Genomic DNA, 25,340 nt, shown 5'->3' with positions numbered 1-25,340 from the left:
CACCACATATACAACCCTGGTAACCTGTTCATTCGTTCTAGCACTTCTGGGGTTTAACAGCGTGCTCCCCGTCTCGATTGTAGATTACGGTAACACCGGCCAGTTCTCGATTGGTGTGTCGAGGACTTTTCGGAGCATCTGTAGCGGATGGATTACTAGCTCGGGAGACCTCGGTCGTCGAGGCGCTGCCTTTTCGTGAACACGGTTGCATAGCGCTCATCGAGGTGGATATCCTCCCCCGAAGCCCCTGACATCGTTCATCACGCCGGTCGCGGAGAACTTCCGCGCCCCGCACTCCGGAATACGACAAGAAATACATCAGGGCGCGGTCGCGACAGGCCTTGATCGCTGCTTCACGGTCCTCGCCGATTTCGTCGATTGCGGTGCTGGCCTGCTGGTCGACAAACGCGGTGAGCTGTTGGCAATCCTCAGCGGACCCCGCTTGTTGGTCCCCGCTCTTGTGACCGCCGTCGTCAAGGATCGGTTCGGTCGCGTTGTGGCGCTGGGCGACGTTCTCGGCGAGGTGTTCCTCGCGAACCGCCCAGCCACGAACACCGAGATGTACGCGTAAGTAGGTGCGCACCGTGCCCGCGGTCCAGCCCTGGCGAGCGAGATGACGCGCGTACTCACGGAGGTGACCCGAGTCAAACTCCTCGAACGTCTTCACAGCGTCCTCATGATCCACGAGGAAGTCGACGAATCGATCAAGCTCTTGACCTGCGTCCTGGCGGTAGTTCCCGATCTCGCCGTGCTGGCCTTTCCCTTGTCTGTCAGAAAGTCCTCGACGACTGCTTCGATGCGCACCATGCTACACGCCTCCGTGACGTTCTTTCGATCGATCGCCGCTTTCGGGCCGAGTAACCGGGTTCTAGGCTGTAGCATCTGGTGTGCTGTGGGTGAGGGCGGGGAGGTGGATAAATCTACGTGTCCTTATTGGACTAAGCACGAGTAAACGCCAAAATCGCTAATTCCACCGATTACAGCCACCTCAGGGCTATAGAGACGTATATCCGTATCTATAAACTGCATAACGGTATAGAATTTGCGCGGCGGTCAGTCGAATCCAGAGATTCGGAGGATGGATTTCTACAAACCACCTATTTGCTTATGAATAATGTCGCGTGACGAGAGCGACCGTTACAATGATGTCAGAGGTCGGCTAGATCGATTCGTCATGCACAGCCATCTGCGAAATTTGGACTACTGGTATAGACTTCGCTCCAAATAGGGTGTCATAGAACCAGAGGTCGGCTAGCTGGATTCGTCATGCACAGCTACCTACGAAATTTAGACTATCGGTATAGATTTCGACGCCAGTCGTGTATGAGTGATCTCCCTGCTTGACTTCAGGTACAATGGTAACTCCCTCTTGTGTGCTATAGCGAATGCCATAGCGAACAAGAGGCGTTCGGAGCCGATATCACTTATCAAGAAGCTCAGCAATCGGCCTGCGTTCAGCCGATTCGCGGTGTCGTTCGTATTCATTCCGTGCCCACTCGACGGCTTTCGTCGAAGAATTGATGATAACGCCTCTGATCCCGCCGTTTTCGTAGATGGTTGCCCCAGCATCTTCGCGGTCTGATGACCGCATGAGCCAGAGCGCATAATGCAGCGATTCATCGCCGGTGAAGATCTCTAAATCCCCCTGTGAGGCGAGTTCCCGAAGACGCTTTTTATCCGACTCCAAAATCGGATGCAGGGTGTCCTCTTCGGCGATGATCTCGACGGAGAGCCCATTCATCGTGGCGTATTCGTGGATCAAATCGACGTATAAGGAGAGTTCAACGGGCGCGAACCCGTGCAACTGCTCGGCGTTCTGTAAGAGATCGATCGATGGTTGGAGAGCGGCTTCAGGGGCTGCCGGATCAGCAGGATAGACATCGGCCTCCTTGAGAAAGGTCGCACTGAGTGTAGCGGCGGCTGGGAGGCGAGAAACGACTTCTTTCGCACTGTCCAGCGCACTCATGTTCGATCGGTAGTTCCGGTAGCGCGTACAGGACAACTCGCCGAGGAGCGTCGTGTAGTATTTGCTATCCCGACGCTCGATACAACCAGCCTCTTCTAACTCGTCAACGCCACGATTGATAGTTGAACGAGACGTGTCGAGGGCTTCGGTGAGGGCGGGCTTGGTACGTGGTTGGTCGTTGATCGCCCACAGGATCTCCCCTCGCTTATAGACTGTTTCGTCCAGTGGGCGAGTTCGACCACTCATACTCACCCATGTTTTCCCTGCATACGTATAACTCATGATCTGGCTCCTCATCAAGCAGATCTCTGAGTGTGTACGGTGGGTATGGATACTATGACTCCGATACTCGCACCAATGCCTGCTTCACGGCAGTGGCTTCGCTGTCAGCCCCCTCGCTTACATCCCAGCGACATCAGGATTTGGATTCGCCCCCTGTCCAGATCGAGTTTCGTTACGGAGTTGGCAATAAGCGTCCGTGAAGATGGCTATCAAATACACAGTGACGGCTGTGATGAAGACTGTTGAGACGACAAGCGAGAGTGTCGATCCGGACGACAGGACAAATCCAGGGACCGACGAGACGACCATCGACAGAATGCTCGCAACGAGGTACAGTCCGAACAACCGCCAACGATTCCCTGACGTGAGATTCCAGCTGTCCCGTATCGCGCTGATGAAATTTTCGTCCTCGTCAGCGATGTAGATCACCGTAAACAGCAAACTCATCGAGAGGAATAGCCCTGGAATCACGAACAAGACCAATCCGATCATCGTCAGGAGACCAACCACGACGCCAGCAACAATCGAATTCAAGAAGACCCAGCCTATCCGTCGCGTGTATATCCCTCGTGTGATCGTCTGCTGCTCCGCAGTCATCACCCGAATCAACATGACCGATAGCAAAACCATAATAAGAGCTCCGACAATCCCGATTATCCCGGCGACCGTCGCTGACACTGGGAGCGACAGCGGCATCGATGTCGTGGGTTGCGTGGCTTCAGCAGGGGGATCGAGACTCGCAATAACTGCATCAGTAACCGTGAGAGTTGCGGCAAGAAAGACGACTTCAACGATACCGAACAAGACAATAAATGTGAGCCCGGCTTTCGTGAGTGTTTTCGTGATACCGTTGCCGAGTGCGCGTCTAATCTGAAGTGTCATATGTTTAGTTGGGCCCTCCGTCGGTAGTGTGATTGTCGGACATCACGATCTCAGCTTTGACCCCCGATTGTATTATGTCATCGCAGCCGAAGCTGGGCGAACGTGGTCATTTCATCGGCAACGTGATCTCGTTCATCGGTGATGATTTTCACGTTCGTGAACAATCGCTCATGGCTGAGTACATCCATCGTGCATGAGGTGAAAGCATGAGTCTCCGTACTACCTTCCATGTCGATCAGAGACTGGGTTCGACAGCCAGAATACACGGGTGAAAATCGCTGTATGCCCTGTACTACGGGTAACCTCGTCATTGCCGCCATCGTCGGCGTGCTCGTCGGAGGTGTCTCGACGCTCAGTGGCGTCGGGACGTTCGTCCTCTCGATCGGGACGATCTACTTTCGAGGGTGCCTCATGCCCGGCACCCCCACGCTCACGAAACGCTATTTCCCCAGTCGCGTGTTTCAGTGGTTCGACAAAGACACGCTTTCGAGGCCGCCGCTGACCGATAACTCCATCAGGGTCGATCCTGAACAGGTCCTCCTCGATGCCGGCGCAGTCGAATCGTATCGAGAGGGAATCGACCTCCAACTCACCGATGAATTTCGGAGCGCATGGCACGAGCGGATCTCGACTACTCGGAAACACGATCTTGACGAGAACTACCTCGCGGGCGCTCTCGTGCTTCCGATACGAGGGAGCGAAATCACGATCGACCAGCGCGGGGACGCATTCATCGCCTACAGCGACGAGGCAGTGATCGGACAATGGAGTTCGCAGGCAGGGGTCATCGCCGACGTCGCTGCTGCGGTTGAACTCGGAGATCGAACCTCTGCGTGGTCGCAACTCGCGCCCGCCGAAATCGCGCGCGTACTGATGAGTCTCCGCGTCCTCCTCAAACAGTGTCCTGAGTGCGATGGTCCTGTCCACGTCGAGTACAACATCGTCGAGTCTTGCTGCCGCCCGGATGATGTGATCGCCTCGGTCTGTCAGGACTGCGATGCTCGCCTGTTCGAGATGGAATGGGACGGTACCAGCATCGACAACGGAAAATTCTACCCTGAGCAGCTGCCCAATCGAGCGATCTACCGACTAGGAGACCACACATGAGCGATGCTGACCGACTTGTCTCTCCCACTAATGCCGGACAGAAAATGAATCTAAGTAGGCGCACTAAAGCACCATCAAGCTTAATAACGCAAGCGATAATTGATACGATAGAGATGCGCCCACTCGTATCGTGGATGACGAAGGTCGACGACGCGATCTTGGAGTGGTTCGAGAGCCACGAGATCGCCGCGCCGCCGAAAGTCATCCATACGAACCTCGACGTACCCGTGTCGTATTCGCAGGTCAAACGCCGCGTCCGGGTGCTCGAAGAAAACGGACTATTGGATCAGGACGCCGAGCAGAGCAACTACTACGCCATCACCACGATCGGGCGATGGTATCTCGACGGTTCGATCGGCACCGAGAAACTCGAAGGACTCGCCACGGGCGATAGCGACCCGTCTTCGTTGCTCTCGGGTTCCTCGGACGGTGGTCTGGATGGATAGTGTTCAATCGACGGCCACGATGGCGTGCGCCGCGAATGCGGATCAGGACGTCAAAACACAACGGTACTCGGCGACCCCACGACGGAGTAGACCGACGTTCGGGCGGAATGGCATACAAGGAGCCGCCGACAATGCCGGCGCGAACAATTCAGAAAGGTACACCAATGGTTAGTGGATTCGGACGGATGAACCGGGGGTATAAGATCGGGAAACGGAGCCTTGGAGTTCTCGGTGCGAATCCAACGCTCCTCGTCTTCCCAGTCGTGAGCGCGATTCTCAGCCTCGGCGTGCTCGGACTCGCCGCTGGCGTCTTCGTCGGTGGTGAGTCGTACCTGTCCTATCTCTCGACCCATCTGGCGGACCTGCTCGGCGTCTCCTCGGAAAAGGGAACGCTGTATCTCGGGGTGATCGCCCTCTTTATCGCGTACTTCATCCTCGCCGCGATCACGACGTTCTTCACGTCCGCACTCACGTTCTGTGCGGCGTCGTATTTCACCAAGCAGTCGGTCTCGTTCCGCGCCGGAATGGCCGCTGCATGGCGCGCACGTCGGAAGATCCTCGTCTGGGCGCTCGCCTCGGCGACCGTCGGTATCGGTCTCCGACTCATCGAAGAACGCTTCGAAGGGGCTGGCGACATCGCAGCAGCGCTGTTCGGCGTGGCGTGGAACGCGATGACGTTCTTCATCGTTCCGGTCCTCGTTCTCGACGAGGGCGTGACGGTGCGGGGAATGTTCGAGCAAAGCGCCGAGACGCTCAAAGAGAAATGGGGCGAGAGCGCCGGAAGCATGGGGATTGGATTAATCATTCTCCTCGCGGCGGTCGTCCCGGTGCTCGCCATCCTCGGGTTGGCATTCCTCGGTGTGTTCCCGAGCGTGCTGGTCTGGGTCATGCTGGTCGCTGCGGTGATCGCCATCGCAGTGCTCGTGATGCAGACGGTCGGTGCGATCGCGCGTACCGCCCTCTATATCGATGCACGAACGGGGATGGCAGTCGAGGAGTTTGCTGACCTGAACTCACGGGAGGTGATGGCCTAATGGTGAACATGGATACCACCGGCAACATCGTCGGTGGAGTGGTGTTCTTCGTAGCCACCGTTCTTCTCGCATTCGATGTCGTGCAGATCGACATCCTGAGTGACACCTACATCTACGGACTGATGATCCTCTCGGTCCTCGTAATCGGTCTCGGGATCTGGAATCTCACCCATTCCGAGCAGGGCGAGAATAACCCAGCGAACTAACCACTGATCGACTGGTATGAGCGGATGGATATTCACCCGTCGATTCATCGATCGTACCAGCGGCTCGCGTTCTCGACACAGCCTCGACGTACCAGTGAACGCCGATGCCGGTGCTCGACAGCGGTGTACTCAACGGAGCAACTCATGACGAAGGCACTCGCCATCGAAGCAAACGGGCTCGAAAAGCACTACGGCGACGAACAGGCCGTCCACGACCTCCGGTTCTCGATCGATCAGGGGACGATCTACGGCTTCCTCGGGCCGAACGGCGCGGGCAAGACATCGACGATCCGAATGTTGACGACGCTTACCCGTCCCTCGGGGGGATCGGCACGGATCATGGGTCATTCCGTCGAAGACCGGGCAGCAGTGACACCCCATATCGGGTATCTGCCTGAAGAACCACCACTGTACGACGAACTCACCGCCCGCGAGCAATTGACCTACATCGCCGGACTCCGCGATCTTCCCTCCGAGACGGCTGCCGAACGCATCGGCGACCTCCTCGCTCGGTTCGATCTCACCGACGACGCCGATGATCGTATTTCGACGTACTCCAAAGGGATGAAGCAGAAGACCGGGATCATTCAGGCACTCCTCCACGACCCGGCGGTGGTGTTCCTCGACGAACCCACATCAGGGCTCGACCCGCGTGCGGCGCGTACCGTACGCGAGACTATCGCCGACCTCGCGGCCGGTGACTCAACGGTGCTTCTCTCGACGCACATCCTCCCCGTCGTCGAGGATATTGCTGATACGGTCGGCGTGCTTTCAGATGGGACGTTAGTCGCCGAGGGCGCACCTGACCGGCTCAAAACCCGCGTCGAGACCGGAACGGAAAGCTCTCTCGAAGACGTGTTCCTCGAACTCACCGAAGACCGAACCAACGAACGGGAGGCCCGTCCGGCAGAATGAGTGCCCCCACCGATACCCCGACGACTGACAGCAACGCCACGGGTGATGCACACGGGGCCAGCAGTGCTGGGATGGGGGGACAACGCCATCGCACTGGCCCGCAGCGCACGCTCGCTCACGCCCGGTTGATCGCGCGGACGGAACTGCGTCGTCGTCGCCGGGCGTTTGGAGACAACACCCGCATGCTCCTCGCGCGAGGAATCATGGCTCTGTTCGGACTCTTGTTCATCGTGCTGTTGGTAGGTGGAGCGTACTCGCTCGGGACGTTCGTGGGAACGGATACCTTCGCCGATGCGTTGCCGTTCGCACGTGGAGCCATCCTTGCCGTGTGTGGATATGCCGGATTTATGGTCGGCATCAGAACGATTCAAAATCAGACGACACTCGACGCGCCAGCAGCGATATTGACGGCAACCTCACCCGCCGCGGCGGCGCTCGGGCTGTTGCTCTCGGAGTACGCGGTCGTCGCCGGGATCGCCGTACTCCCGATCCTTGCGGCGGCGGTGGCCTTCGCCGCGAGCGCGGGGTCGCTGGCGAGCGTCGTTATCGGTCCTGTTGTCCTGCTTACAGTGCTCGCGTTCGGTGTCGTCGTCGGAGACGCCATTGGGCTGGCTATCAAGAACGTCGTCACGCGCTTTGCGGTGATCGCGCGGTTCAAGACGATTCTAGGAGTGGCCGTCTTTCTGGCGTACCTAGCGATCATCTGGAGCGGGGCAGCGGATTCGGTTGTCGGGCCACTGTTTGGGGTAGTGGAGGCCACGCCGCTTGGCTGGTTCGCCGACCTCGCGCTCGTTGGAACCGCTGATCCGGCTATCGGCCTCGCGCGCCCAGTCGCTGCTGCGGCAACTCTGGTGGTCGGCATTCCCCTATTGACATGGGTCATCGTGCGACTCGACAGCGGACTCTGGTACACCGATCCGGTCCAGCCGAGTCAGACCAGCAGTAGTCGGCCAACGAACAACGGGGCGACCGCAGCGGATGTCGAGCACGCGGAATCGAGCGGATTCGAGAGCTCCCCTGCGAATCCGGAGCGGACACCACCATCGGCAGCCACGAGCGAGACACTTGCAACGGGCCTTTCGGATCGATTGTTCGCCGAGCGGGTGCCCCAATCCGTGCTTCGAGTAGCTCAGAAAAGCTGGCGACGAACGTATCGCGCACCACGGAAACTCCAGTACGCGATCATTCCGGTCTTCTTCCTCATCAATCCGATTCAGCGAAGCATCCAATCGGGGACGGTCGCAGCGGTGTTACCAGTCTCGATCGCCATCTACGGTGCGTGGGCGGCGGGTGCGGCATTCACGCTCAATCCGCTTGGCGACGAAGGGGCCGTGTTACCGATCACCCTCACAGCGTCGGTTTCAGGCCTGCAAGTGCTCTCCGGGCTGGTGCTGGCGGGTGTGGCCGTCGGTGCGCCGCTAACCGGAGTTCTCGCCGCGATTCTCGGTATGCTGAGTCCGCTGAGTGTGCTCAGTGCGGTCGCGTTCGGCGTCCTCGGCGTCGTCCTGTGCGTTGGAGCGTGTACGATCGGCGTTGGCATCGGAACCGCATTCCCGAAGTTCGAGCGCACGCGGATCAGCCGGAGTCGGAAAGTCATCGTGCCGAGTCTCTCGGCGTTCGTGGTGTACTCGCTCGCGCTGCTGGTCGTGTCGTTACCTGGTCTGCTCGCCGGGATTCCACTCGTTGCCGATTGGGTGGGAACCACGCTTGGCGTTCCCCAACAGACGATTCCCCTCGGCGGATTGGTGCTGACAGTGGTACTCGCGGTCGTCGGAGGCTGGATCGCTACTCGGTCGGCCGGGAACACCATCGACAACTATCGGATGTGAGCACTTTTGAGCGACTCCACCCAAGACCAAGAAACACGGATGAACCTCCTCAACCGGCTCGGCAACGGAAACCGACTCGGGCGGTTCAAAACAGGGGCTGCCTACACTCGCCGGAGCCTCAGGTTTCAGCGACAGCATCCGGCCCTCGTTGGGCTTGCCCTCGTTCAAGTCATCCTCGCTATCGCGGGCCTCCTTGGGCTGATTGTACTCGGATTTTACGAACAACAGGCGTCCGGGTTACTCGATCCGGTATTTCTCGTGTGTCTTGTCGGCGTCTATTTCGTCATCTCGATCTATACGACGCTGATGAACGCGCTGATCACCGGCTACGTCTTCGCCATCGAGATGGGAAGCCCGACCCCGATCACGACGGCACTCGGGCAGGTCCGACGGCAGTTCTGGACGCTGCTGAGCTATGGGCTTCTCGCGGCGTCGGTATTGAGCGTCATCCGGATCGTCGTTGGATGGCTCCGTGGAAAAGCGATCGTCGGCGACATGGTCGCCACGGTGTTTGAGATGACGGCACTCGGTGCGTGGTACGCCGCAACGGTCTATGCAGTGCCGGTATTGCTGTTGGAAGAACGGCTCTCGCTGCGAGGAGCGATTTCGAAGAGTGCATCGATACTACAGGATTCGAAATGGACGTATATGGGGATGGCAACGGCGTGGCCAGTCGTTATTGGGTTCATCGTCCTCGGCATTGCACTCCTCTTTTTGATCGGTGGACCGCGCGGGGTACTCAGTGCGGTGATTGCGATAGTGAGCGGCGTCGTGGTCTATCGAGCGTTCAATGCGATCTTCCGGGCGTATCTCTATGGCGAGGTCGCTGGTCCCTTCAATATCGACCCGGAGTAATCACGTCACTCGGCTCTGAGTACATCACTGGGACGGGGATTCTGACCGTTTATGGACCGTTCTCTCGAACCAGAGATAGGTGAGGGCGATAGGAACGACAGCCACATGGCGAATGCCAGAAAGCTAAGTCAGTCTCTGAATCCACCCGATCATCCACGTTGCTGTAGTTCTTGGAAATCACGCTCTAGAAAGTCAATTATCAGCAAATTGTGGAAGGAATTGTTGTTCGTGGCTGAGATCGTGTTCTTCCATCGTGATCTCCGATATCCAGTTCGCATCGGGCGGTGAGGACTCCAGAATAACTCTGCGTTCCCGGTTTTGAATCTGCCGGACGGTATCCCGCCGGGACTGATACCAGTCACCGAGTTCTTCGTCCTGTGCGTGTTCGAACAGTTCGTCCCCCAACGACGTGAGCATGTAGACCTTCGCAGCAATGTCGTCGCGCTCTTCGAGTCGCTGTTCCCAGAGACCGTACTGTTTGCCGGTTTTGAGTCGCTTTTGGATCGTGCTGGAACTCATCAGGAGTTCGTTACGGAGATCAGTGTGACGCTGAGATCCCCTCTCGCCGATCCTCACCACCATTTCGAGAGTCCCCTTCTGTTGGAGGAAATCAGCTACTTCGGCACTGATCCCCTGCTCGGACTCGTTCTCACTCATTGTTCGAATCAAACAACCGTTCGCAAAGACTTATGTGTGGCGGAATGGTACGCACGGTTGTTCGAATCGAACGTAGTGCTACAACGAGTGAGTTTGTCTTGCGAACAAAATCCGAGATCCACAAATGACCGAGAACCCGGCTGCGGCACAAGCGCTCGTCGTCGGCGGTGAGAAGATCTGCGAGCACGTTGAGCACCTCTGGGATCTCATCAGGTTTCTTCCGATCCCGACCGACCATCTCGTTGACACCCGAGAACAGCACAAGGTCGCGCACGAGACCGAGCCGATCACGCGGGCGTTTCTCTACCAACACGCTCGCGGGTTCTCACAGAATCAACTCGCCGACCGTATGGAGAAGCGCCCGATCTTGGTGCATTGTTTCGGCCTCGAATCAGCCCCGACACAGCAAGCGCTATCGGACGTGTGGGGAAAACTCGGAGCGGACACCCGCGAAATCATCGAGGCTGCGGGCATCGGACTGCGCAACACTGCCGTCGAGAACGACGTTATCGCTGAGGCACTCGTCCCAACCGCTCCATCCGAAGACGAAGCCGATGAGGAGGACGAGGACGAAAAGAAGTACACCCGTCGGAAGTCGAAGAAGACGTTCAAACTCGCCCGCAAACACGCCTTTCCCGAGTTCGAGAGCGGGCGAACGCTGAACTGGCAGTTCGATGACAAGCAGATCCTCGATATGATTGCGGACATTTGCGCGTACGAAGGGAGTGCCCACGAGGAGGGCGAGCACGCGTGGATCACCGATGACGACCAGATCGCCCACGGCTCGACCATCCTCCGCGTGCTCAAGCTGTTCGGCACACCCGACGGCGAGGACACCCAGCTCACGATCGACGAAATCCTCGACGATGACCGGATGCCCGACATCGACCGGATCCGTGATGAAATCATGACGGCGTTCGATAGCTCCATCGAGAACGTCATCAACACGATTCGGGGTGACGATCCCTTCGACGACCGGAAAGTCACGGCGGCCATCGACATCACTCACCAGCAGTTCACCGTCTATCCGTGGCAGGACAAGGCCGCTGGTATCCCGAAGCCGAACTACCCGCGGATGGTCAGCGGTTACAAGAAGGACAATGCGTACAAGCGCGGGTACAAATACGCGACGATCACGCTGGTCGGCGATCTCGTTCCGATTCCGCTGGCGATCGAACCAGTCAAGGAGAACTCGAACTGGGAAGAGGACGATGCACCCTCGTATTCGAAAGCTGCGCTGGTCGAACGCCTGCTGGACAAAGCGCTCCAGTTCGTGGATATCGACGAGGTGATGTTCGACCGGGGCTTCTATAGCAACGACGTGTACGCGGCGGTCGCCGACCGCGGCCTGACGTACCTTTCACCAGTGCCCAAATACGAAGACGATTACGAGGTGATCAAGGACATCGAATCTCATCCCGAGGCGGATGCCGCGGTCAAACACGACGTTCCCTTCGGGCACGACGGCGAGGTCCACCACACCGCCGAGTTCCTCTACGTTCCCAGCTCCAGTGATGACGACGATGGGAAGTATGCGGTGTTCGTGACGAATCGTGATCACGTCGAACCCGACGAGATCGAGGCGGTCTGCAACCGCTACAGTCGACGTTGGGACATCGAAAACCAGTACAAGTCGATCAAGAAGTTCCTGCCGCGGACGTCCTCGACGGACTACCGCGTGCGGTTGTGCAACTTCGTGCTGGCGACACTGTTCTACGTACTGTGGCGGCTGACCGACTACCTGATCAAGCGAGGAAAGGGCGTTGAGATTCGCTCGCCGCCGGAGATCACGGGCAAGACGTTCGTGCGGGCGCTGGGTGAGTTCCTCCGTAGAGTAGACTAACACCGTTTGAGGGCGTTCGAGTTCGCGTATCCGAAGAGCGGTAGCACTGGTTTCATACCCCGTATTTTCCGTTCAACCCACCGAAAATAGTCAGTTTCCATAGAAATCTCGACGGTGATTTGGTCGCTGTGTTAGTTTCATATAAAAGTATTCCGTAATCTTACTATAGTTCCGAGTTCTCGGTTGTAGCTCCCCGACGTAGCTAAAATGAGCGAATCAGAGGCTCGGAGGATGGATTTCTACAAACCACCTGTTTGCTAACAAGTTGAGTCTGTGGAGTGCGCTAAGCCAGCAGCGAAACAGGGTTTCGTCGGACTACGGCCGTTTGAACGCCATCTGGAGTGCTGAATCAGCGAATCGGGGTGGCCGAAAAACGGAGGTTTCTCGGCCATCTGCCGAAAAGTTGGTGCGTTTTATATACTTCGGAGGGGTGGCCGAAAACGGGTCAGTATGACCGGCACGACCGCACTCTACTGTCGCGTTTCGACCGCCGACCAAAGTCTCTCACGACAACGCCAGCTCACCAGCGAGTACGCCACCGACCGCCTCGGGATCGAGCCAGCGGACATTAAAGTGTTCGTTGACAAACAATCAGGGACCAACACCGACCGTGATGGCTATCGTGAACTCATGACGGCGGTCGAGGACGGTGACGTCAAGCGCGTGATCGCCTCGGAAGTCTCGCGAATCTCCCGCTCGGTACGAGATTTCTCCGCCACCGTCGAGCGGATTGTCGACGAGTGTGATGTCGGACTCCACATTCTCGACATGGGTATCGACCTCGATCCGGAGAAGAGCGACCCGTACACGCGAGCATTTCTCACCGTCGCCGCGACATTTGCCGAACTCGAAGCCGAAATCAAACGCCAGAACACCCGCGAGGGGATTGCCGCTCAACGAAGCATGGGCAAATGGCACGGTCGTCCGCCATTCGGCTTCGATGTCGGCTCTGAGGGGTATCTCAGTCCAAACGACGATTTCGAGACGGCGGTCATTCTCCTCGACGAGTTGGATAAGGGGGCAAGCCAACGCGCGCTCGCCCGCTCGACGGGCGTCTCACGCTCGACGATTCAAGAAATCGTAGCGAACCGAACCCGATACGCTGGCGAACAAACGAACGATATTGAAAGCGAACCAGCCGAGTAATACTCGCGCGATCAGACGTTCGATCCTAATCAGCTGTACTTCTCAATCACAATCGGCGAACCTCATTGGGTGTATGCGTCGAATTCCTTGCCGAAGGCGAAGAAGTAGCCGGTACCGATCAAGCCAACGACCGTCGCAAGCCCAAAAGCCAGTTCAGGACTCATACTGTAGAGCCAGCCACCGAGTGCCGCACTCGGAATCACAATCGTGTTTCGAATCAAGTAGTACGAGCCGGTGACGCGGCCACCGGCTTTCTGCTCAGCAGGGCCGACAATCATCGCTTTATGTGCCGGAAGACCAGCAAACCGCAACCCCGAAAATGCAAACAGCACTCCGACCACGAGCGGGTCCGCCGGTGCGTTGATCAACAAGATCGGAAAGACCGCATAAACGAAGTATCCGAGTCCGACGACGGGTTTCAACCCCACTCGTTGGGCGAGTTTCGAAACGGGAATCATGCTCACGAGGGCGACCGCCATCTCGATCCCGAGCAACACTCCGAATAGCGCCTCCGATGCGAGCGTTCCGACGACCGGGAGTGTCACGCTCACTTCGAGGAACTGAACGACGACAATCACAAAAAACGCATATACCATTCCATTCCCGAACCGAATGAAAATGTCCCCGATGAGCAACGGCTTGAGTTCCTCGGGGAGGTCACGAAGGTCGGCGATGATCTGGGAGACGCCTTCGAACTGCTTCCCCAACGTATCGCTACTCGCATCGTAGAGGACATGCTGAACGACCGTAGCGACTGCCGCGAGAACGACGGCAACACCGAGAATGAGTTGAAAACCAGTGATGAATCCAGTCGAAACTGCAAGCAAACCAGCGGCCAGCGTTGGCCCGACCAGGAACCCGATCCGGCGGAACGTCTCCGTACTCGCAAAGCCGGTAGCGAGTCGGTCGGGCGTGACGTCCTGTTTGACGATGGCGAAGGTGGCTCCGAGACCGAACGATTTCCACGCTTGCGAGAAAAACAGGCCGACGAAAATCCATATCCAGACGGGAACGAGCAGGTCTCCGACCGAGAGCGCTCCGATTGCGGGCGCGACGAGCCAGATACCGAAGCCGAGCGTCGAGAGTACGCCGAAGATCGTGAGCGCAATCCGTGAGCCGATGCGATCCGAAAACGCACCGCCGGGATACGGATAGGCAGCACTAATGAAATTCCCAACACTGCCGTACAATCCGATAACTCCGGCTCCTGCCCCGAGTACGCTTAGATACTGGGGCACGTAGCGGCTAGTCATCTGAAAAGACAAACTAAATGCGAGCATGGCGACCGACAGGACGAGTACGTCGCGTTCGAGTGCGAGAAGCTGCCGAAACGCGCCGAGCACGTCGGGCGAGCGCTGTTCTTGTGACATTGGTTACCGACGCTCCCACTTGGGAGGAGACGGTGGAACTGTGGTGGACATTTTTACATTTCTCGATTTGTGAAAGCGGTCATACGCGATCGTTATCACCGATTACTCTTCAAGCACCAATTCTACCTGTTCTTCGAATGCAGACGCTGTCATCGTGTATAGCGTATTTCCGCTGTCGTTCCTGTATCGGCCAATCGAGAATGCCGGTTCGAGATCCAACCAAACCTCCCAGTCGTCAAGATAGGTCGTGTCGTTACCGATGATTTGGATCGAACACTCGTATTCTGCTTCCAACTGGTTGACCACTTGATGCTTATAGAGACCATCAACGAATCGTGGAGGATCGTACCGAGGAAGGTCCATCTCCTCTCTCAACTGTTCGTTTTTTCGCCACCAATCCGGCTTGGCGTTATCTTCCTGGGAAAGATGCAGTTCTGACATTTGTCGTATCTCCGAGTGTGGTTAGAACGAAACGATGATCTTTCCCTCATCTACCTGAACGGGAAATGATGGGAGGCGGACTCCCGAGCGCGACAAACACTCCCCAGTCTTGATGTCGTACTCCCAGCCATGCCACGGACAGTTGAGTATTTCTCCTTCACGACTGTAGGTAAGGGTCTGTTCAAGCGTCTCACGGTCGAATGATGCGTCCGTGGTTCCGGTGCGCCGACCTTCGCAACAGGGCCCGGATTGGTGAGCACACCAGTTGATGTACGCATGATATTCGCCGTCGATGTTGAAGATTGCAACATCTCGGCCCTTGATGTCAACAATCAGCCGTTCGCCGTCATCTATGTCGCTTTCCCGAGCGACTACGTGTTCTTCATCAGCCATCGATGTCACAGATCCAGGTCGAAAAACTCCGTCGCGTTTCCGCTCAGTACCTGTGTACGCTCCTCTGGCGTGAATGCATCTCGGAGATGCCGATCCAAGGCATCAGGGCTGTCGAAATCCCAGTGAGGGTAGTCAGTCGCAAACAGCACAGAATCAGCACCCACCACATCGATGATCGAATTCAGATCGCTGGCTTCGTTTGGCTCTTCGATTGGTTGACTGGCGAAATACATCTGGTCTCTAATGTACTCTTCCGGAGATTTCTCAAGGAGTGGGGCCTCACTACGGCGAATCGAATATTCCTTGTTCAACCGAAACATGAGGTATGGAACCCATGAGAGTCCTGCTTCCAAAAACGCGAATTCGAGACCCGGGAATTTCTCGACGACTCCTTCGACAATGAGACTCGTAAGTGTCAACATGTGACTCCAAGGATGCGCTAGGACATGCACTCCAAGGAACTGATTTAGTGATTGGTTTTGTCGGGGAAACTCATACATGAACCCGTTAGCACTCCCATGAAAAGCTACATTCAGGCCATTGTCTTCGGCTGCTGCCCATATCGGATCATAGATTGGATCACCAAGCGGCGGATTGGGACCGGTGTTGTGGACGTATGCACCGACAATCTGTTTCTCACTTCCTACTCGATCTAGTTCCTCCGCCGCAGCTGCTGGGTCCTGCGTAGTAAGCGTGATCAGCCCCTTGAATTCGTCATAGACATCGAGAAACTGGTCCAAGAGCAGGTCGTTATGGGCACGCATCAGCGCGACTGACCACTCGACCTCAGGATTTCGACTCATCAGTCCGAACGTATTGATGATCGGGTAGTCGACGTGAAATTCATCGCAAAGTGCGCTTTTGATGGCTTGTGGAGACTGAACGCCAGCAGTGTCTTCTTCGATCTTCCCGCTGACGCTCCGGTCCCATCCGTCCCGTGGCGACGCCCCGAGACGGGAATGCTTCATCCGGCTTTTGTATGGCTCGTCTAAATATGGGATGAGATCCGCGTCTGAGATCGAGAGGTGTACGTCGGCATCCACCATCGTCTCATCCTCGATTATCCGTGGCCGCTCGATTTGTTCTGTCATAACTTCGTTCCGTCTTGAGAGTGGGACCTACTTAACGCCGACCTTACAAGCAACATCTTCCGAGGCTATTCATAAGTTATGAGTTTGTTTGGGCGCGGAGGTAACTGGGCCTACAGTGAGGAAATCCACAAATACCCAACCAGTCAACTGGCCCGCCCTCATGCGCGTATCCGAAGATGGATCCTTTGGGCGAAGTTGGGTAAAATCGCAGTCAGTTATACCGGAGCTAAGAAGTTGAGTTCTGGGAAGGCAAAGAACGCGACCCAGATCAGAAGGAGAACACCCAGATAGGGAAGAGCAGCGCGGGCGACATCAGTATACTCAATTCCGGTGAGACCGCTGATGATGAAGAGATTCAGCCCATATGGTGGAGTGATGAAACCGATGGCATCACCGATCATGAAGATCACTCCCCACATTATCGGTGAGATACCAAGCTGTGTGGCGGCGGGTGCTAAGAGGGGTGCGACCAAAATCATGTTCGGGACTGACGAAAGGACCGAACCTGAGATTAGCATGATAACGATCATGACAGCACCGATCAGCCAGGGATGCTGGAGAGAGATAACCGCACTCGCCAACACGTCCTGAAGCCCAATGAACGACAGTCCTTGTTGAACCATCACCGCTGTGACGAAGACGGGGATGATCATTCCAATTAGTATGATCGCGTTCTCGAAGGAGGCCAACAACTGCTTGGGATTCGTCAATCGTCTTGTGATGAGTCCGACGAGAATGATGTAGAGGAATGCCACCGCTGCCGACTCAGAAGGGGTGTATAATCCTGCGTAGATTCCTCCCAATAAGACAACGATAGCTCCAATCGCTAGCTTGGCTTCCCAGGTCGCCCGTGCAATATTGGATAGCTGAAACGAGTATTCTACCGTTCCGTAGCCCCTCTTGTGCGAGATATAGCTACTCGTCAACGACAGCCCGACCATCATCATGATTCCCGGAATCACACCGGCGAGAAAGAGATCGGAAACTGACACGCTGAATGTGATTCCGTAGATGATGAAGAGTACGCTTGGTGGAATGATGATTCCAAGCGTGCCACCGGACGCGATACTCGCTGCTGCGAATTCGGGGTCGTAGCCTTCTTCTTCGAGATCATCTGTGAGAGCTTCTCCAACTGCTGCTGTTGTGGCTGCGTTTGACCCAGTGATAGCGGCGAACACTCCTGAGGTGTAAATTGCGGTGTTCGCCGTACTGCCCGGAAGCCACCCGCCCCACGAGCGAGCCCATTTGATGATCTCATTGGAAATTCGAAATTCGTTGATGAATGAACCAAGGAGAATGAATAGTGGAATCGCTACAAAGGAGAAGGTATTGAGCTGTTCGTAAGCCACAACGGACGTATTGACCAGTGGGAACCCTCCAACGATTACCGAAAATCCAACTCCCCACGCTCCGAAGGCGAGGAACACTGGAATCCCAGTTGCGAACAGACCGATACAGATGAGTGTCAAGACGATGAGTAGGGTTGTTGCTGCCACGTTACTCGCCCCCGAAACCCGGCTCGATGGTAATGTCCTGATTATCTCGGTACCGTCGAGTAACGAGGTACGCCTGTTGGACGATACGAATGAGGATCAATCCGAACCCGACAGGAACAGCGAGATAGAGAACATACCGTGGGACAGGCGTTCCAACCACCTCTGCTCCGGATACCAGGTAGTCGTTCAAGACGGTGAGCGAATACCTGAAAATCACTCCTCCGACGATAAGCCAGAGAGCCCACTCAATGAGATACACAGCGTACGTGATCCGGTTCGAAGCACGCTGGAGCAATAGCGTGAACCTAATGTGAGCGTTATGGCGAACGGCGTACGCAGCTGAGAGCCATGCCAACCAGACGAACATTCCCTGCACGATCGCTAGACCCCATACCGACTGAGTGCCGAGAAACGTCCGCCTGAAGATGTCGGCAAGGATGATCGCGGTATAGCCCAAGAGCAAGACAATACCGAGATACATCTCTAGCTTCTCGTCGAGAGTGGTGAGCAGCGTCTCGTAGACACCGGTCGATTGGTCCACCTCGTATGCCGATTCAGATTTTTCGGATGTCATATTTTATCGAGATGATCATCCCACCACGAGTCAATCGTGATATCACTACTCGATTCGGGAGACTGTCGAGCTGTCGCCCAGATGCGGTCATAGATGCCCTCGGCCCCTAGTGCCGCAACTTCGCGCTGGTTCTTTTGATAGAGCGTCGGATTCTTCATTGGGTCGACCGGCTCACGCCACTGCTGTCGTTCGTTCTCACTCAGCGTGTTCACTTGGACATCGTTCTTCGCAAACCCACTTCCTTCGGGCGGAGAAGACGCGATTCCTGCCCGCTTGTTTGCCACCTCATCCGCAAGATGGGTTGCCTCCTCAGTTAGTGTCCTCGTCGTGTCGGCAACGACTCGTTGGTTCTTCTCGGAGAGTTCTTTCAGGAAGTCTACTCGTGCCCAGAGAACTGAGTGTCCGAACCCCCAATTGTTGATGATCGCTTGGCTGGTTGCTTCGGCCATTCCATATGCAATCAGAGCGGCGGATCCTGTTTCGAGCCCGGAAACGACGCCCGTTCTCAGGCCCTGAAGCGTATCGCCCCACGAAAGATTGACTGGGACTGCACCCCACTCATCAATGCTTATCGAGGGCACACGACTGAACGTCCGTCTGATTTCCAGCCCCTGAATGTCGCTTGGTATTCGAGCATTCTTCGGCACCGGTGCATCCACCCCAATGAAGATTTGTCGGAAGTAAGGAACACTCGCTGCGAATGGGATGATGTTGTACTTCTTGGCGAACGGGACCCAGTACTCATTCCATATCGCCTCATTGAACAGCGTGTATGTCATCGAGGCACGGCTTGGGAACGTGTATGGACGAACCCAGACGTTATTCTCTGGATATGCCTTCGTCGAATTGCCAATAGAGGTACCTGCAACCGGAATAACATCGTTTCGAATCTTCGAGTGACAGCTGCCTTGATCACAGAGTTGTGATTCACCGACGTACGTTGCCTGAATTCGGCCATTTGAATTCGTGTTCAGTCGCTCGGCTAATCGCCAGACTATCGACGGATTGACGCAATTCCAGCAGGTGCCAGATTTGACCGTCGATCCCGCATAGGTGAATTCGAGTGAGTTGTTACTCACCTGTGAACCGTCACCGATCAGACTCTGTGCCGGTACTTGGCCGCTGGATTGTGTACACCCCGCTAGTGCAGCAGATCCGATGACGCCTAACCCGATCTGCTTCAGTGCAGTTCTTCGATCCATCAAATCTGCTTGTTGACCAGTCATACTTAACCCTTACTATCCCAGTAGCCTCTGAGTATGCTAGCAGCAGTATAAGGATGACTTACAGAAAACTTATGAGGTCATGGGAGAAATGCGATATTGCACGATGTCGAAGCAAGACCAGAAGCCGGCCGTCATGCAACGAGAAACGATCGTCGATGCAGACGTGCACGTCACGATATCGGCCGATGACCTCGCACCATACTTGGACGAGCCACACCGAAGCCGAATACTGAGTACGTCGACGTATCCCGGATCGCCAGGAAGCGACTGGGATACGACACTGAGCGGGAAAATCGATCAGCGTCAGCTCGATGGTCCGGAGGCGGTCGAAGAGGACCTCGTGAAGAAACTCCATATCGACCACCCCCTGTTGAATAACATCTCTGGCGTTTCACGTCTCCCCGATACTGATCTCGCTGTTGAGTTGATGCGGGCGACCAACGATGTGCTGCTCGATAAATATCTCGATCAAACGGAATTTTTCGGCTTGGGTGTCGTCGCCCCACAGGCCCCAGATAAGGCCGCTGAAGAGATCGATCGACTTGGCGACGAATCACAGATCAAGGGAATCTTCCTCGAAACGTACGGTCAGCAACCCCCGCGTGGAGATCCGTCACACGACGCCATCTACCAAGCAGCGGCAGATAATGGACTTCATATCGCCTTTCATGGTGCAGCAGCGACCGGTTTCAAAGTCGACTTTCCGATGCAAAATCAAGGGGCTGAACGGTTTCTTACCATCCACACGTTAGCTCACCTCTGGCAGCAGACGTTAGCGCTGACGAGCTTACTCGTTCAAGGAGTACCCGCAAAATTCCCCGAGTTGAATTTCGTCTTTCTGGAAGCCGGTATTTCGTGGGTACCATACATGATGTGGCGGCTGAACAAAGAGTATTCGATGCGACGTTCAGAAGCGCCGCTGCTTGAAAAAAGTCCGGAGGAGTACATCCGTGACCAGTTTTACTTTGCCAGTCAGCCGCTTGGTGAGCCGAATACCCCCGCACAGCTCCAGCAGGTGCTAGACATCGTCGGCCCGGAGTCATTGATGTTTGCGACTGATTACCCGCACTGGGATTTTGACCATCCTACCGAACTCGACGATCATCTTCAGGCATACTTCTCACCAGAAGAGCGCGAGCAAGTTCTACATAAAACACCTGTGGAGGCATTCGACCTGACCGTCTGACGTGGCCATCTCCTCCTTGTAATTTGTTGAAACCGGACTACTCGGCAGTTACAGTTGTTGCGACAGGCCCATATGCATTGCTTGCGTACCCTCTTTTATTCCACGGAAACTTTCTATTAGCAATTGTCAGCAGTCTCTCGTCGGGGTCGGAGATAGCGGCTGGTTGGGTACGTCCACGGTCGTCCGTCGCGCGTGATACCAGCGTATGTGTCCCTGAGCGTGGGGTCCACTCAAAGCCGAACTGACGCCAACACGGCTGTTCGTCGTCTCCCAACAGCGTCGCTGAGTGCCACGTTTCGCCTCCATCGGTCGACACCTCGACCGCGCTGATGTCGTTATCACCCGCCCATGCGACGCCCTGAATCGTGACCGAATCACCGCGTTCAGGAGCAAGAGATTCATCCGGTCCGGGTGAGACGATCAGCGAGTTCACGAGCATTCCATACATGAACGGGTGACGAATCGACGGATCGGCAAACTGGTCGCCGAGGTCGAACGCATCGATCGTTTCGCGCTCAGTCGGCTGTTCGCCTTGCGGCACCAGTCGGTATTTCTCCTGCTGCCAGTGAGTGTATTCCTCCCACTCGGGTCCGCAAAGCATCGTTTCCATGACGTGCAATCGGGAGAGCCATTTGACCGAGTTCGTTCCGTACCAGCCTGGGACGATGAGTCGGACGGGCGCACCGTGTTCCGCTGGAAGGGGGTGACCGTTCATCCCGTAGGCGAGCAGACAGTCTTCGAGGAGCTTTCTCATGGGGAGCGAGCGGGCGAACACTGACTCGCCCTCCGGCGCGTCATCGCCGATGGCAGCTACCCAGCAATCGTCATCAAGGCAGGCACCAGCACTGTGGAGTACCTCCCCGACTGGCACACCCGTCCATCGAGCAGTGCTGAGAGCGCCGACACCCCACTGGTGGCCAGCGGCACGCGGGCGAAATCCTGACCGGCCGTTCCCGGCACATCCTATCGTCGTTGTCACAGTTTCAGTTCTGAACGTCCGTTGGAGGTCAGCAAGTGGGACATCAGCTGATCTATCGACGAGGCCGGTTACCGAAAGCGTCCACTCTTCGGCGTCGATTGATGGTGTTGGGTAGTGATTCCGAGTGAAATGCGTCGCTGCTGGTGTCGGATCCCGCGTGAACTCCGCGCGCTGGGCAACCTGCGCGTTCTCCGGGTCGCGCGACAGCCACTCGCGTCTCATACATCCCACCGTTCGAGTCGATGGGCGACGCCGACCGCTTTCACCAGTCGGTCGATGAACTGGAGGGAATACGCGACGCCAAAACTATCGCGGATGTAGTGTCGAGCGAGGTTATTCGTCCACGTCGCTACTGGGTAGCCGAATTCTCGCGGCGGACGCTGGAGAGCACGCCGTAGCTGTCGGAGTTCTCCGTCGTTCAGTTGTCGTGACGGTTCGACAGTATCGATAGTCTTGGACCCGTTCTCGGTCGGCGTCTGGCTCCGGACGCCGATACGGAGGTTGGATTCGGTCATGTCGTCAATACCCTCTGTGGGCTAATTATATTTAATTACTTTGGCTACGTGCTGCTTTCTCATAACTTATAAGATGGAAGGGGGGGGGAGTAGCGCTATATTATTGGTGGCTATTCAGAGTATTTGAATAAGTTATTAGTTGCTGGAGTTCGTTGAGGGTGGTGTACCACGTGATGCGTCGGCTCCGGAGGTTCCTCTTGAATCTCCGTCACCGTAGAAGCGGATGGGATCACGCTTACCAGCCTGTCCGTCTGCCGAGTTGTGGAGGGCTCGGCCGTATCACGTGGGGAGGTGATTCACATGAAAGTAGGAGTCGAACTCGAATACTGGGTCGTTGATGAGACAGGCCAGCTGACACCGGCCGATGAATTACTCGATGCACACGAATGCGTCGCGCCCGAATTCGTGGATTCGCTGCTCGAAATTCAGGTGCCGCCGGTCGAAACCACGGAAGACCTTCGTCGAGAGATACACTGCATTCTCACGTCGGTGCTCGGAGCAGCGAACCAACAGGGCAAACATCTCGTGCCGCTCGGAACGCCGCTTACCGCCCACGGGCTTCCGATCATTACCGAGCGCGGCCACCTGCTCGAACGACTCTACGGCGACGAACTTCGGTACGCGAAACACTGCGCCGGAACCCATGTCCACTTCGACAAGGGACGGGTCACCGAGCAGTTGAACCTGCTGACGGCGCTTGATCCCGCGCTCGCACTCGTGAACTCCTCGCCGTACTACGACGGGGAGCGAGTGGCGAGTTCAGCGCGCGCGTCAGTGTATCGCCTCGGCGCGCACTCACGGTTTTCGCGGTATCGAGACCTTTGGGTGTACGTCGACGACGTCGCAGAATGGAATGCACGTATCAAGACCGAATACAAGGTCCTCCGCGCAATCGCCCATGAGACCGGCATCGACGAAGAGGCGTTTGCTGAGTATTTCCACCCGGAAAACGCGGTGCTGACGCCAGTTCGTCTGCGCGAGCAGTCTCCAACCGTCGAATGGCGTGCTCCAGATACGGCACTTCCCAGCCAACTCGTTCAGTTGGTCGGTGACGTTGCTGCATTGCTCTCGCAAGTCGAAGACAAAGATCTGGCCATCGGCGATCCTGGTATCTGGACCGATCGAATCGGGATTCCAGCGTTCGCCAGACTCCAGAAGCTGAGCGCAAGCGCTATTGTCGACGGGTTGAACTCTCAAGAGGTACGGACCTACCTCACGACGATGGGCTTCGATTTGTCCCAGTATCAGCCACTCTCCGAACAGATCCAGGCTGATGAGATGATCAGCATCCAAGAGGCACGAAAGCTACGTCTCGAATACGCAGATCGGCTCGAATCGGATGTCGCACAGCTACAGGAAGAACCACCTGAGTCATCCACTATTGCCGGGGAGGCGGAGGCAGTGGAATGATCGAACAGACACAATTCAAATATAAATAACATACAGATCGCCATGACGGTCTGCCAGAAATGTTTGTACTGTGACCAGACGTTCGAGATTGGTCCGCGGGATTATCGACCAATGAAACGCCATGTTGCAGTGACTCATCCCGCGGTTGGCGGGGGAGAGTATTTGTGAGTCGAACCTCCGTTATTGTCAGCAAGGCAGTCCGACTCACGCCGCCATTTTGTGAGTCGCTGACTGATTGTGAGGTGGCGAGTACTCCAGTGTGATCCGCATCCTGGATCTCGAAAGTGCAGTTAGAGACGGCATTCGCCGTGCTTACCAGCGATTTGACTTCTCACGTTCTGAGATCACCGGTTCGGTCGGTGATCTAGTGACAACGCTCCCGCTCGTCGTCGCGCTTGCCGCTCTTACCGATATCTCACTCCCTCATGTGCTGCTCGTTTTCGGCGTATTTCAGATCCTCGCTCATCCCGGTAGACCGTAACATCAATTCTGCTGGCGATCACATGGCGGTCAACGATGGACGAGGAGTCAGCTCAGGTCTTCCTTCCNCGCTCATCCCGGTAGACCGTAACATCAATTCTGCTGGCGATCACATGGCGGTCAACGATGGACGAGGAGTCAGCTCAGGTCTTCCTTCCACCGCGTGAGCGATGCTTCGAGCGTCTCCGTCTCGCCCGATTCGGCGAGACGGTGACGTGTGTCCACTGCGAGAAAGATGCTGTCGTCAAGCGGGGTACGACCGGCAAAGACGCCCAGCAATACTGGTGTAAGGCGTGCGAGACCTACTTCAACGACCTCACGAACACGATCTTCGGCCAGCATCGCTTCGGCCTCGAAGAGATGTTCTACACCGTCAAGGAGATGCGATCTGAGCCGACTGCTCAGATCGCTCGGGACCTCGATCGAGACTACGAAGCTGTCCTCAACTTCGTCCACAAAGTCCAGGACGTGAGCGGTGAGATCGACGAGTTCGACCTCTACGGCGTATGCGAAGCCGACGAGGTCTACGTCACAGCTGGTGAGAAAGGGCTCGAAGACGAGGACGGGAGTCCGCGCTCGCGCGGACTCTCAAAAAAGGACGCGGGACCTTCGCAGCAGACAAACCGCCAGTCTTGACACTCGTCCGTCGNCGACGGACGAGTTCGGTTTCTCGTCTGTAAGGATCTGCAAAACGCCGATGAAGATATCGCCGAGTACGGCGACGGAAGCGTGATCCTTTGCACCGACGGCTACACGATCTACGACGACATCGAGGACAAGGAGGGAGTGGACGGCCATCTGGCCGTCACTCACTCCGACACCTACGTCATCGGTGATGCTCACACGAACACTTGCGAGAACCGCCATAGCTTCCTTCGCCAGTGGCTGGCGAAGTTTAGAGGGGTCTCGAAGCACCATCTCCAGAAATACCTCGGCTTCCTCGGACTGAAACTCAACTCACCGAACGACTGGTTCGAGAAACTGCTGTGTTACGATGTATCGGGATGAGCG

At 56.3% G+C, this 25,340-nt stretch carries 23 protein-coding genes and 3 pseudogenes; 13 read left to right on the top strand and 13 right to left on the bottom strand.

The annotated features are described in order from the left end of the window. Positions 1-87: 87 nt before the first annotated feature. The 3 genes and pseudogenes from C451_RS01655 to C451_RS01645 form a co-directional block, all read right to left on the bottom strand. A pseudogene (locus C451_RS01655) lies at positions 88-807 on the bottom strand (integrase); the annotation flags it as partial. A gap of 613 nt (positions 808-1,420) precedes the next feature. After that, entirely contained in the window at positions 1,421-2,212 is a 792-nt protein-coding gene (locus C451_RS01650; RefSeq protein ID WP_152420331.1) for a helix-turn-helix transcriptional regulator, read from the bottom strand. A gap of 153 nt (positions 2,213-2,365) precedes the next feature. Further along, positions 2,366-3,130 carry a hypothetical protein gene (locus C451_RS01645; RefSeq protein WP_007736962.1) on the bottom strand — a complete coding sequence of 255 codons (765 nt, stop codon included), beginning with the start codon at positions 3,128-3,130 and terminating at the stop codon, positions 2,366-2,368. Between the two features lie 282 nt (positions 3,131-3,412). Here C451_RS01645 and C451_RS01640 point away from each other — a divergent pair, with 282 nt between their 5' ends. The 7 genes from C451_RS01640 to C451_RS01610 all read left to right on the top strand — a co-directional run bounded on the left by C451_RS01640 (position 3,413) and on the right by C451_RS01610 (position 9,522). Then, positions 3,413-4,237: a hypothetical protein gene (locus C451_RS01640; protein ID WP_007736960.1), complete on the top strand. Its 825-nt coding sequence runs from the start codon at positions 3,413-3,415 to the stop codon at positions 4,235-4,237. A 113-nt stretch (positions 4,238-4,350) separates the two neighbouring features. After that, complete coding sequence (locus C451_RS01635; protein WP_007736958.1) at positions 4,351-4,683, top strand: hypothetical protein; 333 nt, start codon at positions 4,351-4,353, stop codon at positions 4,681-4,683. 185 nt (positions 4,684-4,868) lie between these two features. Further along, a complete protein-coding gene (locus C451_RS01630; protein WP_007736955.1) occupies positions 4,869-5,717 on the top strand; it encodes a DUF6159 family protein in 849 nt (282 codons plus the stop codon). Beyond that, complete coding sequence (locus tag C451_RS01625) at positions 5,717-5,923, top strand: hypothetical protein (RefSeq protein WP_007736951.1); 207 nt, start codon at positions 5,717-5,719, stop codon at positions 5,921-5,923. The genes C451_RS01630 and C451_RS01625 overlap by 1 nt, the downstream gene beginning before the upstream one ends. A 144-nt stretch (positions 5,924-6,067) precedes the next feature. Continuing rightward, positions 6,068-6,838, top strand: coding sequence for an ABC transporter ATP-binding protein (locus tag C451_RS01620; RefSeq protein ID WP_007736949.1), 771 nt, complete (start codon positions 6,068-6,070; stop codon positions 6,836-6,838). Next, positions 6,835-8,667: a hypothetical protein gene (locus C451_RS01615; protein WP_049912669.1), complete on the top strand. Its 1,833-nt coding sequence runs from the start codon at positions 6,835-6,837 to the stop codon at positions 8,665-8,667. The genes C451_RS01620 and C451_RS01615 overlap by 4 nt, the downstream gene beginning before the upstream one ends. A gap of 39 nt (positions 8,668-8,706) precedes the next feature. Next, positions 8,707-9,522: a hypothetical protein gene (locus C451_RS01610; RefSeq protein ID WP_007736945.1), complete on the top strand. Its 816-nt coding sequence runs from the start codon at positions 8,707-8,709 to the stop codon at positions 9,520-9,522. 192 nt (positions 9,523-9,714) lie between these two features. Here C451_RS01610 and C451_RS01605 read toward each other — a convergent pair whose 3' ends face one another. Continuing rightward, the gene (locus C451_RS01605; protein ID WP_007736944.1) at positions 9,715-10,179 is read right to left on the bottom strand and encodes a hypothetical protein; all 465 of its coding nucleotides are present in this window, start codon (positions 10,177-10,179) and stop codon (positions 9,715-9,717) included. A 124-nt stretch (positions 10,180-10,303) separates the two neighbouring features. On the opposite strand from C451_RS01605, the gene C451_RS01600 reads away from it, so the two are divergent. After that, positions 10,304-12,022, top strand: a complete 1,719-nt coding sequence (locus C451_RS01600; protein ID WP_007736942.1) for a transposase — start codon at positions 10,304-10,306, stop codon at positions 12,020-12,022. Between the two features lie 450 nt (positions 12,023-12,472). Continuing rightward, complete coding sequence (locus C451_RS01595; RefSeq protein WP_007736940.1) at positions 12,473-13,168, top strand: recombinase family protein; 696 nt, start codon at positions 12,473-12,475, stop codon at positions 13,166-13,168. A gap of 62 nt (positions 13,169-13,230) precedes the next feature. Here the strand turns inward: C451_RS01595 and C451_RS01590 are convergent, their stop codons facing one another. The 7 genes from C451_RS01590 to C451_RS20445 form a co-directional block, all read right to left on the bottom strand. Continuing rightward, positions 13,231-14,538: an MFS transporter gene (locus C451_RS01590; RefSeq protein ID WP_007736938.1), complete on the bottom strand. Its 1,308-nt coding sequence runs from the start codon at positions 14,536-14,538 to the stop codon at positions 13,231-13,233. Positions 14,539-14,640: 102 nt separating this feature from the next. Further along, positions 14,641-14,979, bottom strand: a complete 339-nt coding sequence (locus C451_RS01585) for a hypothetical protein (RefSeq protein WP_007736937.1) — start codon at positions 14,977-14,979, stop codon at positions 14,641-14,643. Between the two features lie 21 nt (positions 14,980-15,000). Next, positions 15,001-15,372 (bottom strand): Rieske (2Fe-2S) protein, encoded by a 372-nt coding sequence (locus C451_RS01580; RefSeq protein WP_007736935.1) that lies wholly within the window; start codon positions 15,370-15,372, stop codon positions 15,001-15,003. Between the two features lie 5 nt (positions 15,373-15,377). After that, the gene (locus C451_RS01575) at positions 15,378-16,463 is read right to left on the bottom strand and encodes an amidohydrolase family protein (RefSeq protein ID WP_007736934.1); all 1,086 of its coding nucleotides are present in this window, start codon (positions 16,461-16,463) and stop codon (positions 15,378-15,380) included. Between the two features lie 215 nt (positions 16,464-16,678). Next, positions 16,679-17,959 (bottom strand): TRAP transporter large permease, encoded by a 1,281-nt coding sequence (locus C451_RS01570; RefSeq protein WP_007736933.1) that lies wholly within the window; start codon positions 17,957-17,959, stop codon positions 16,679-16,681. A 1-nt stretch (position 17,960) separates the two neighbouring features. Next, positions 17,961-18,533, bottom strand: a complete 573-nt coding sequence (locus C451_RS01565) for a TRAP transporter small permease (RefSeq protein WP_007736932.1) — start codon at positions 18,531-18,533, stop codon at positions 17,961-17,963. Then, positions 18,530-19,735, bottom strand: a complete 1,206-nt coding sequence (locus C451_RS20445) for a TRAP transporter substrate-binding protein (RefSeq protein ID WP_161605811.1) — start codon at positions 19,733-19,735, stop codon at positions 18,530-18,532. The genes C451_RS01565 and C451_RS20445 overlap by 4 nt, the downstream gene beginning before the upstream one ends. 127 nt (positions 19,736-19,862) lie before the next feature. Between C451_RS20445 and C451_RS01555 the strand changes: the two genes are divergently transcribed. Next, positions 19,863-20,945 (top strand): amidohydrolase family protein, encoded by a 1,083-nt coding sequence (locus C451_RS01555; protein ID WP_007736927.1) that lies wholly within the window; start codon positions 19,863-19,865, stop codon positions 20,943-20,945. A gap of 37 nt (positions 20,946-20,982) precedes the next feature. Here the strand turns inward: C451_RS01555 and C451_RS01550 are convergent, their stop codons facing one another. Together C451_RS01550 and C451_RS01545 are read right to left on the bottom strand one after the other, a co-directional pair. Then, on the bottom strand, positions 20,983-22,146 hold the full coding sequence (locus tag C451_RS01550; RefSeq protein ID WP_080503423.1) for a sulfite oxidase: 1,164 nt from the start codon (positions 22,144-22,146) through the stop codon (positions 20,983-20,985). After that, complete coding sequence (locus C451_RS01545; protein WP_007736923.1) at positions 22,143-22,439, bottom strand: hypothetical protein; 297 nt, start codon at positions 22,437-22,439, stop codon at positions 22,143-22,145. The genes C451_RS01550 and C451_RS01545 overlap by 4 nt, the downstream gene beginning before the upstream one ends. 300 nt (positions 22,440-22,739) lie before the next feature. On the opposite strand from C451_RS01545, the gene C451_RS01540 reads away from it, so the two are divergent. The 3 genes and pseudogenes from C451_RS01540 to C451_RS20435 all read left to right on the top strand — a co-directional run bounded on the left by C451_RS01540 (position 22,740) and on the right by C451_RS20435 (position 25,337). Beyond that, the gene (locus C451_RS01540; protein WP_007736921.1) at positions 22,740-23,849 is read left to right on the top strand and encodes a glutamate-cysteine ligase family protein; all 1,110 of its coding nucleotides are present in this window, start codon (positions 22,740-22,742) and stop codon (positions 23,847-23,849) included. A gap of 301 nt (positions 23,850-24,150) precedes the next feature. Continuing rightward, positions 24,151-24,309, top strand: a pseudogene (locus C451_RS23955) (putative sulfate/molybdate transporter); the annotation flags it as partial. Positions 24,310-24,455: 146 nt separating this feature from the next. Continuing rightward, positions 24,456-25,337, top strand: a pseudogene (locus tag C451_RS20435) (IS1595 family transposase). Positions 25,338-25,340: the final 3 nt, after the last annotated feature.

The sequence above is a fragment of the Halococcus thailandensis JCM 13552 genome, assembly GCF_000336715.1.
GTDB classification, from domain to species: domain Archaea; phylum Halobacteriota; class Halobacteria; order Halobacteriales; family Halococcaceae; genus Halococcus; species Halococcus thailandensis.
Note: the sequence above shows the minus strand (reverse complement) of the source record. Positions and strands in the feature narration are given on the sequence as shown.

Bases quoted from the DNA above. Each gene is read 5' to 3' on its own strand.
- C451_RS01550 (WP_080503423.1), bottom strand. From the start codon at position 22,146: ATGAGACGCGAGTGGCTGTCGCGCGACCCGGAGAACGCGCAGGTTGCC.
- C451_RS01595 (WP_007736940.1), top strand. From the start codon at position 12,473: ATGACCGGCACGACCGCACTCTACTGTCGCGTTTCGACCGCCGACCAA.
- C451_RS01615 (WP_049912669.1), top strand. From the start codon at position 6,835: ATGAGTGCCCCCACCGATACCCCGACGACTGACAGCAACGCCACGGGT.
- C451_RS20445 (WP_161605811.1), bottom strand. From the start codon at position 19,735: ATGGATCGAAGAACTGCACTGAAGCAGATCGGGTTAGGCGTCATCGGA.
- C451_RS01605 (WP_007736944.1), bottom strand. From the start codon at position 10,179: ATGAGTGAGAACGAGTCCGAGCAGGGGATCAGTGCCGAAGTAGCTGAT.
- C451_RS01630 (WP_007736955.1), top strand. From the start codon at position 4,869: ATGAACCGGGGGTATAAGATCGGGAAACGGAGCCTTGGAGTTCTCGGT.
- C451_RS01635 (WP_007736958.1), top strand. From the start codon at position 4,351: ATGCGCCCACTCGTATCGTGGATGACGAAGGTCGACGACGCGATCTTG.
- C451_RS01620 (WP_007736949.1), top strand. From the start codon at position 6,068: ATGACGAAGGCACTCGCCATCGAAGCAAACGGGCTCGAAAAGCACTAC.
- C451_RS01625 (WP_007736951.1), top strand. From the start codon at position 5,717: ATGGTGAACATGGATACCACCGGCAACATCGTCGGTGGAGTGGTGTTC.
- C451_RS01575 (WP_007736934.1), bottom strand. From the start codon at position 16,463: ATGACAGAACAAATCGAGCGGCCACGGATAATCGAGGATGAGACGATG.
- C451_RS01585 (WP_007736937.1), bottom strand. From the start codon at position 14,979: ATGTCAGAACTGCATCTTTCCCAGGAAGATAACGCCAAGCCGGATTGG.
- C451_RS01540 (WP_007736921.1), top strand. From the start codon at position 22,740: ATGAAAGTAGGAGTCGAACTCGAATACTGGGTCGTTGATGAGACAGGC.
- C451_RS01545 (WP_007736923.1), bottom strand. From the start codon at position 22,439: ATGACCGAATCCAACCTCCGTATCGGCGTCCGGAGCCAGACGCCGACC.
- C451_RS01555 (WP_007736927.1), top strand. From the start codon at position 19,863: ATGTCGAAGCAAGACCAGAAGCCGGCCGTCATGCAACGAGAAACGATC.
- C451_RS01645 (WP_007736962.1), bottom strand. From the start codon at position 3,130: ATGACACTTCAGATTAGACGCGCACTCGGCAACGGTATCACGAAAACA.
- C451_RS01580 (WP_007736935.1), bottom strand. From the start codon at position 15,372: ATGGCTGATGAAGAACACGTAGTCGCTCGGGAAAGCGACATAGATGAC.
- C451_RS01640 (WP_007736960.1), top strand. From the start codon at position 3,413: ATGCCCTGTACTACGGGTAACCTCGTCATTGCCGCCATCGTCGGCGTG.
- C451_RS01610 (WP_007736945.1), top strand. From the start codon at position 8,707: ATGAACCTCCTCAACCGGCTCGGCAACGGAAACCGACTCGGGCGGTTC.
- C451_RS01600 (WP_007736942.1), top strand. From the start codon at position 10,304: ATGACCGAGAACCCGGCTGCGGCACAAGCGCTCGTCGTCGGCGGTGAG.
- C451_RS01565 (WP_007736932.1), bottom strand. From the start codon at position 18,533: ATGACATCCGAAAAATCTGAATCGGCATACGAGGTGGACCAATCGACC.
- C451_RS01650 (WP_152420331.1), bottom strand. From the start codon at position 2,212: ATGAGTGGTCGAACTCGCCCACTGGACGAAACAGTCTATAAGCGAGGG.
- C451_RS01590 (WP_007736938.1), bottom strand. From the start codon at position 14,538: ATGTCACAAGAACAGCGCTCGCCCGACGTGCTCGGCGCGTTTCGGCAG.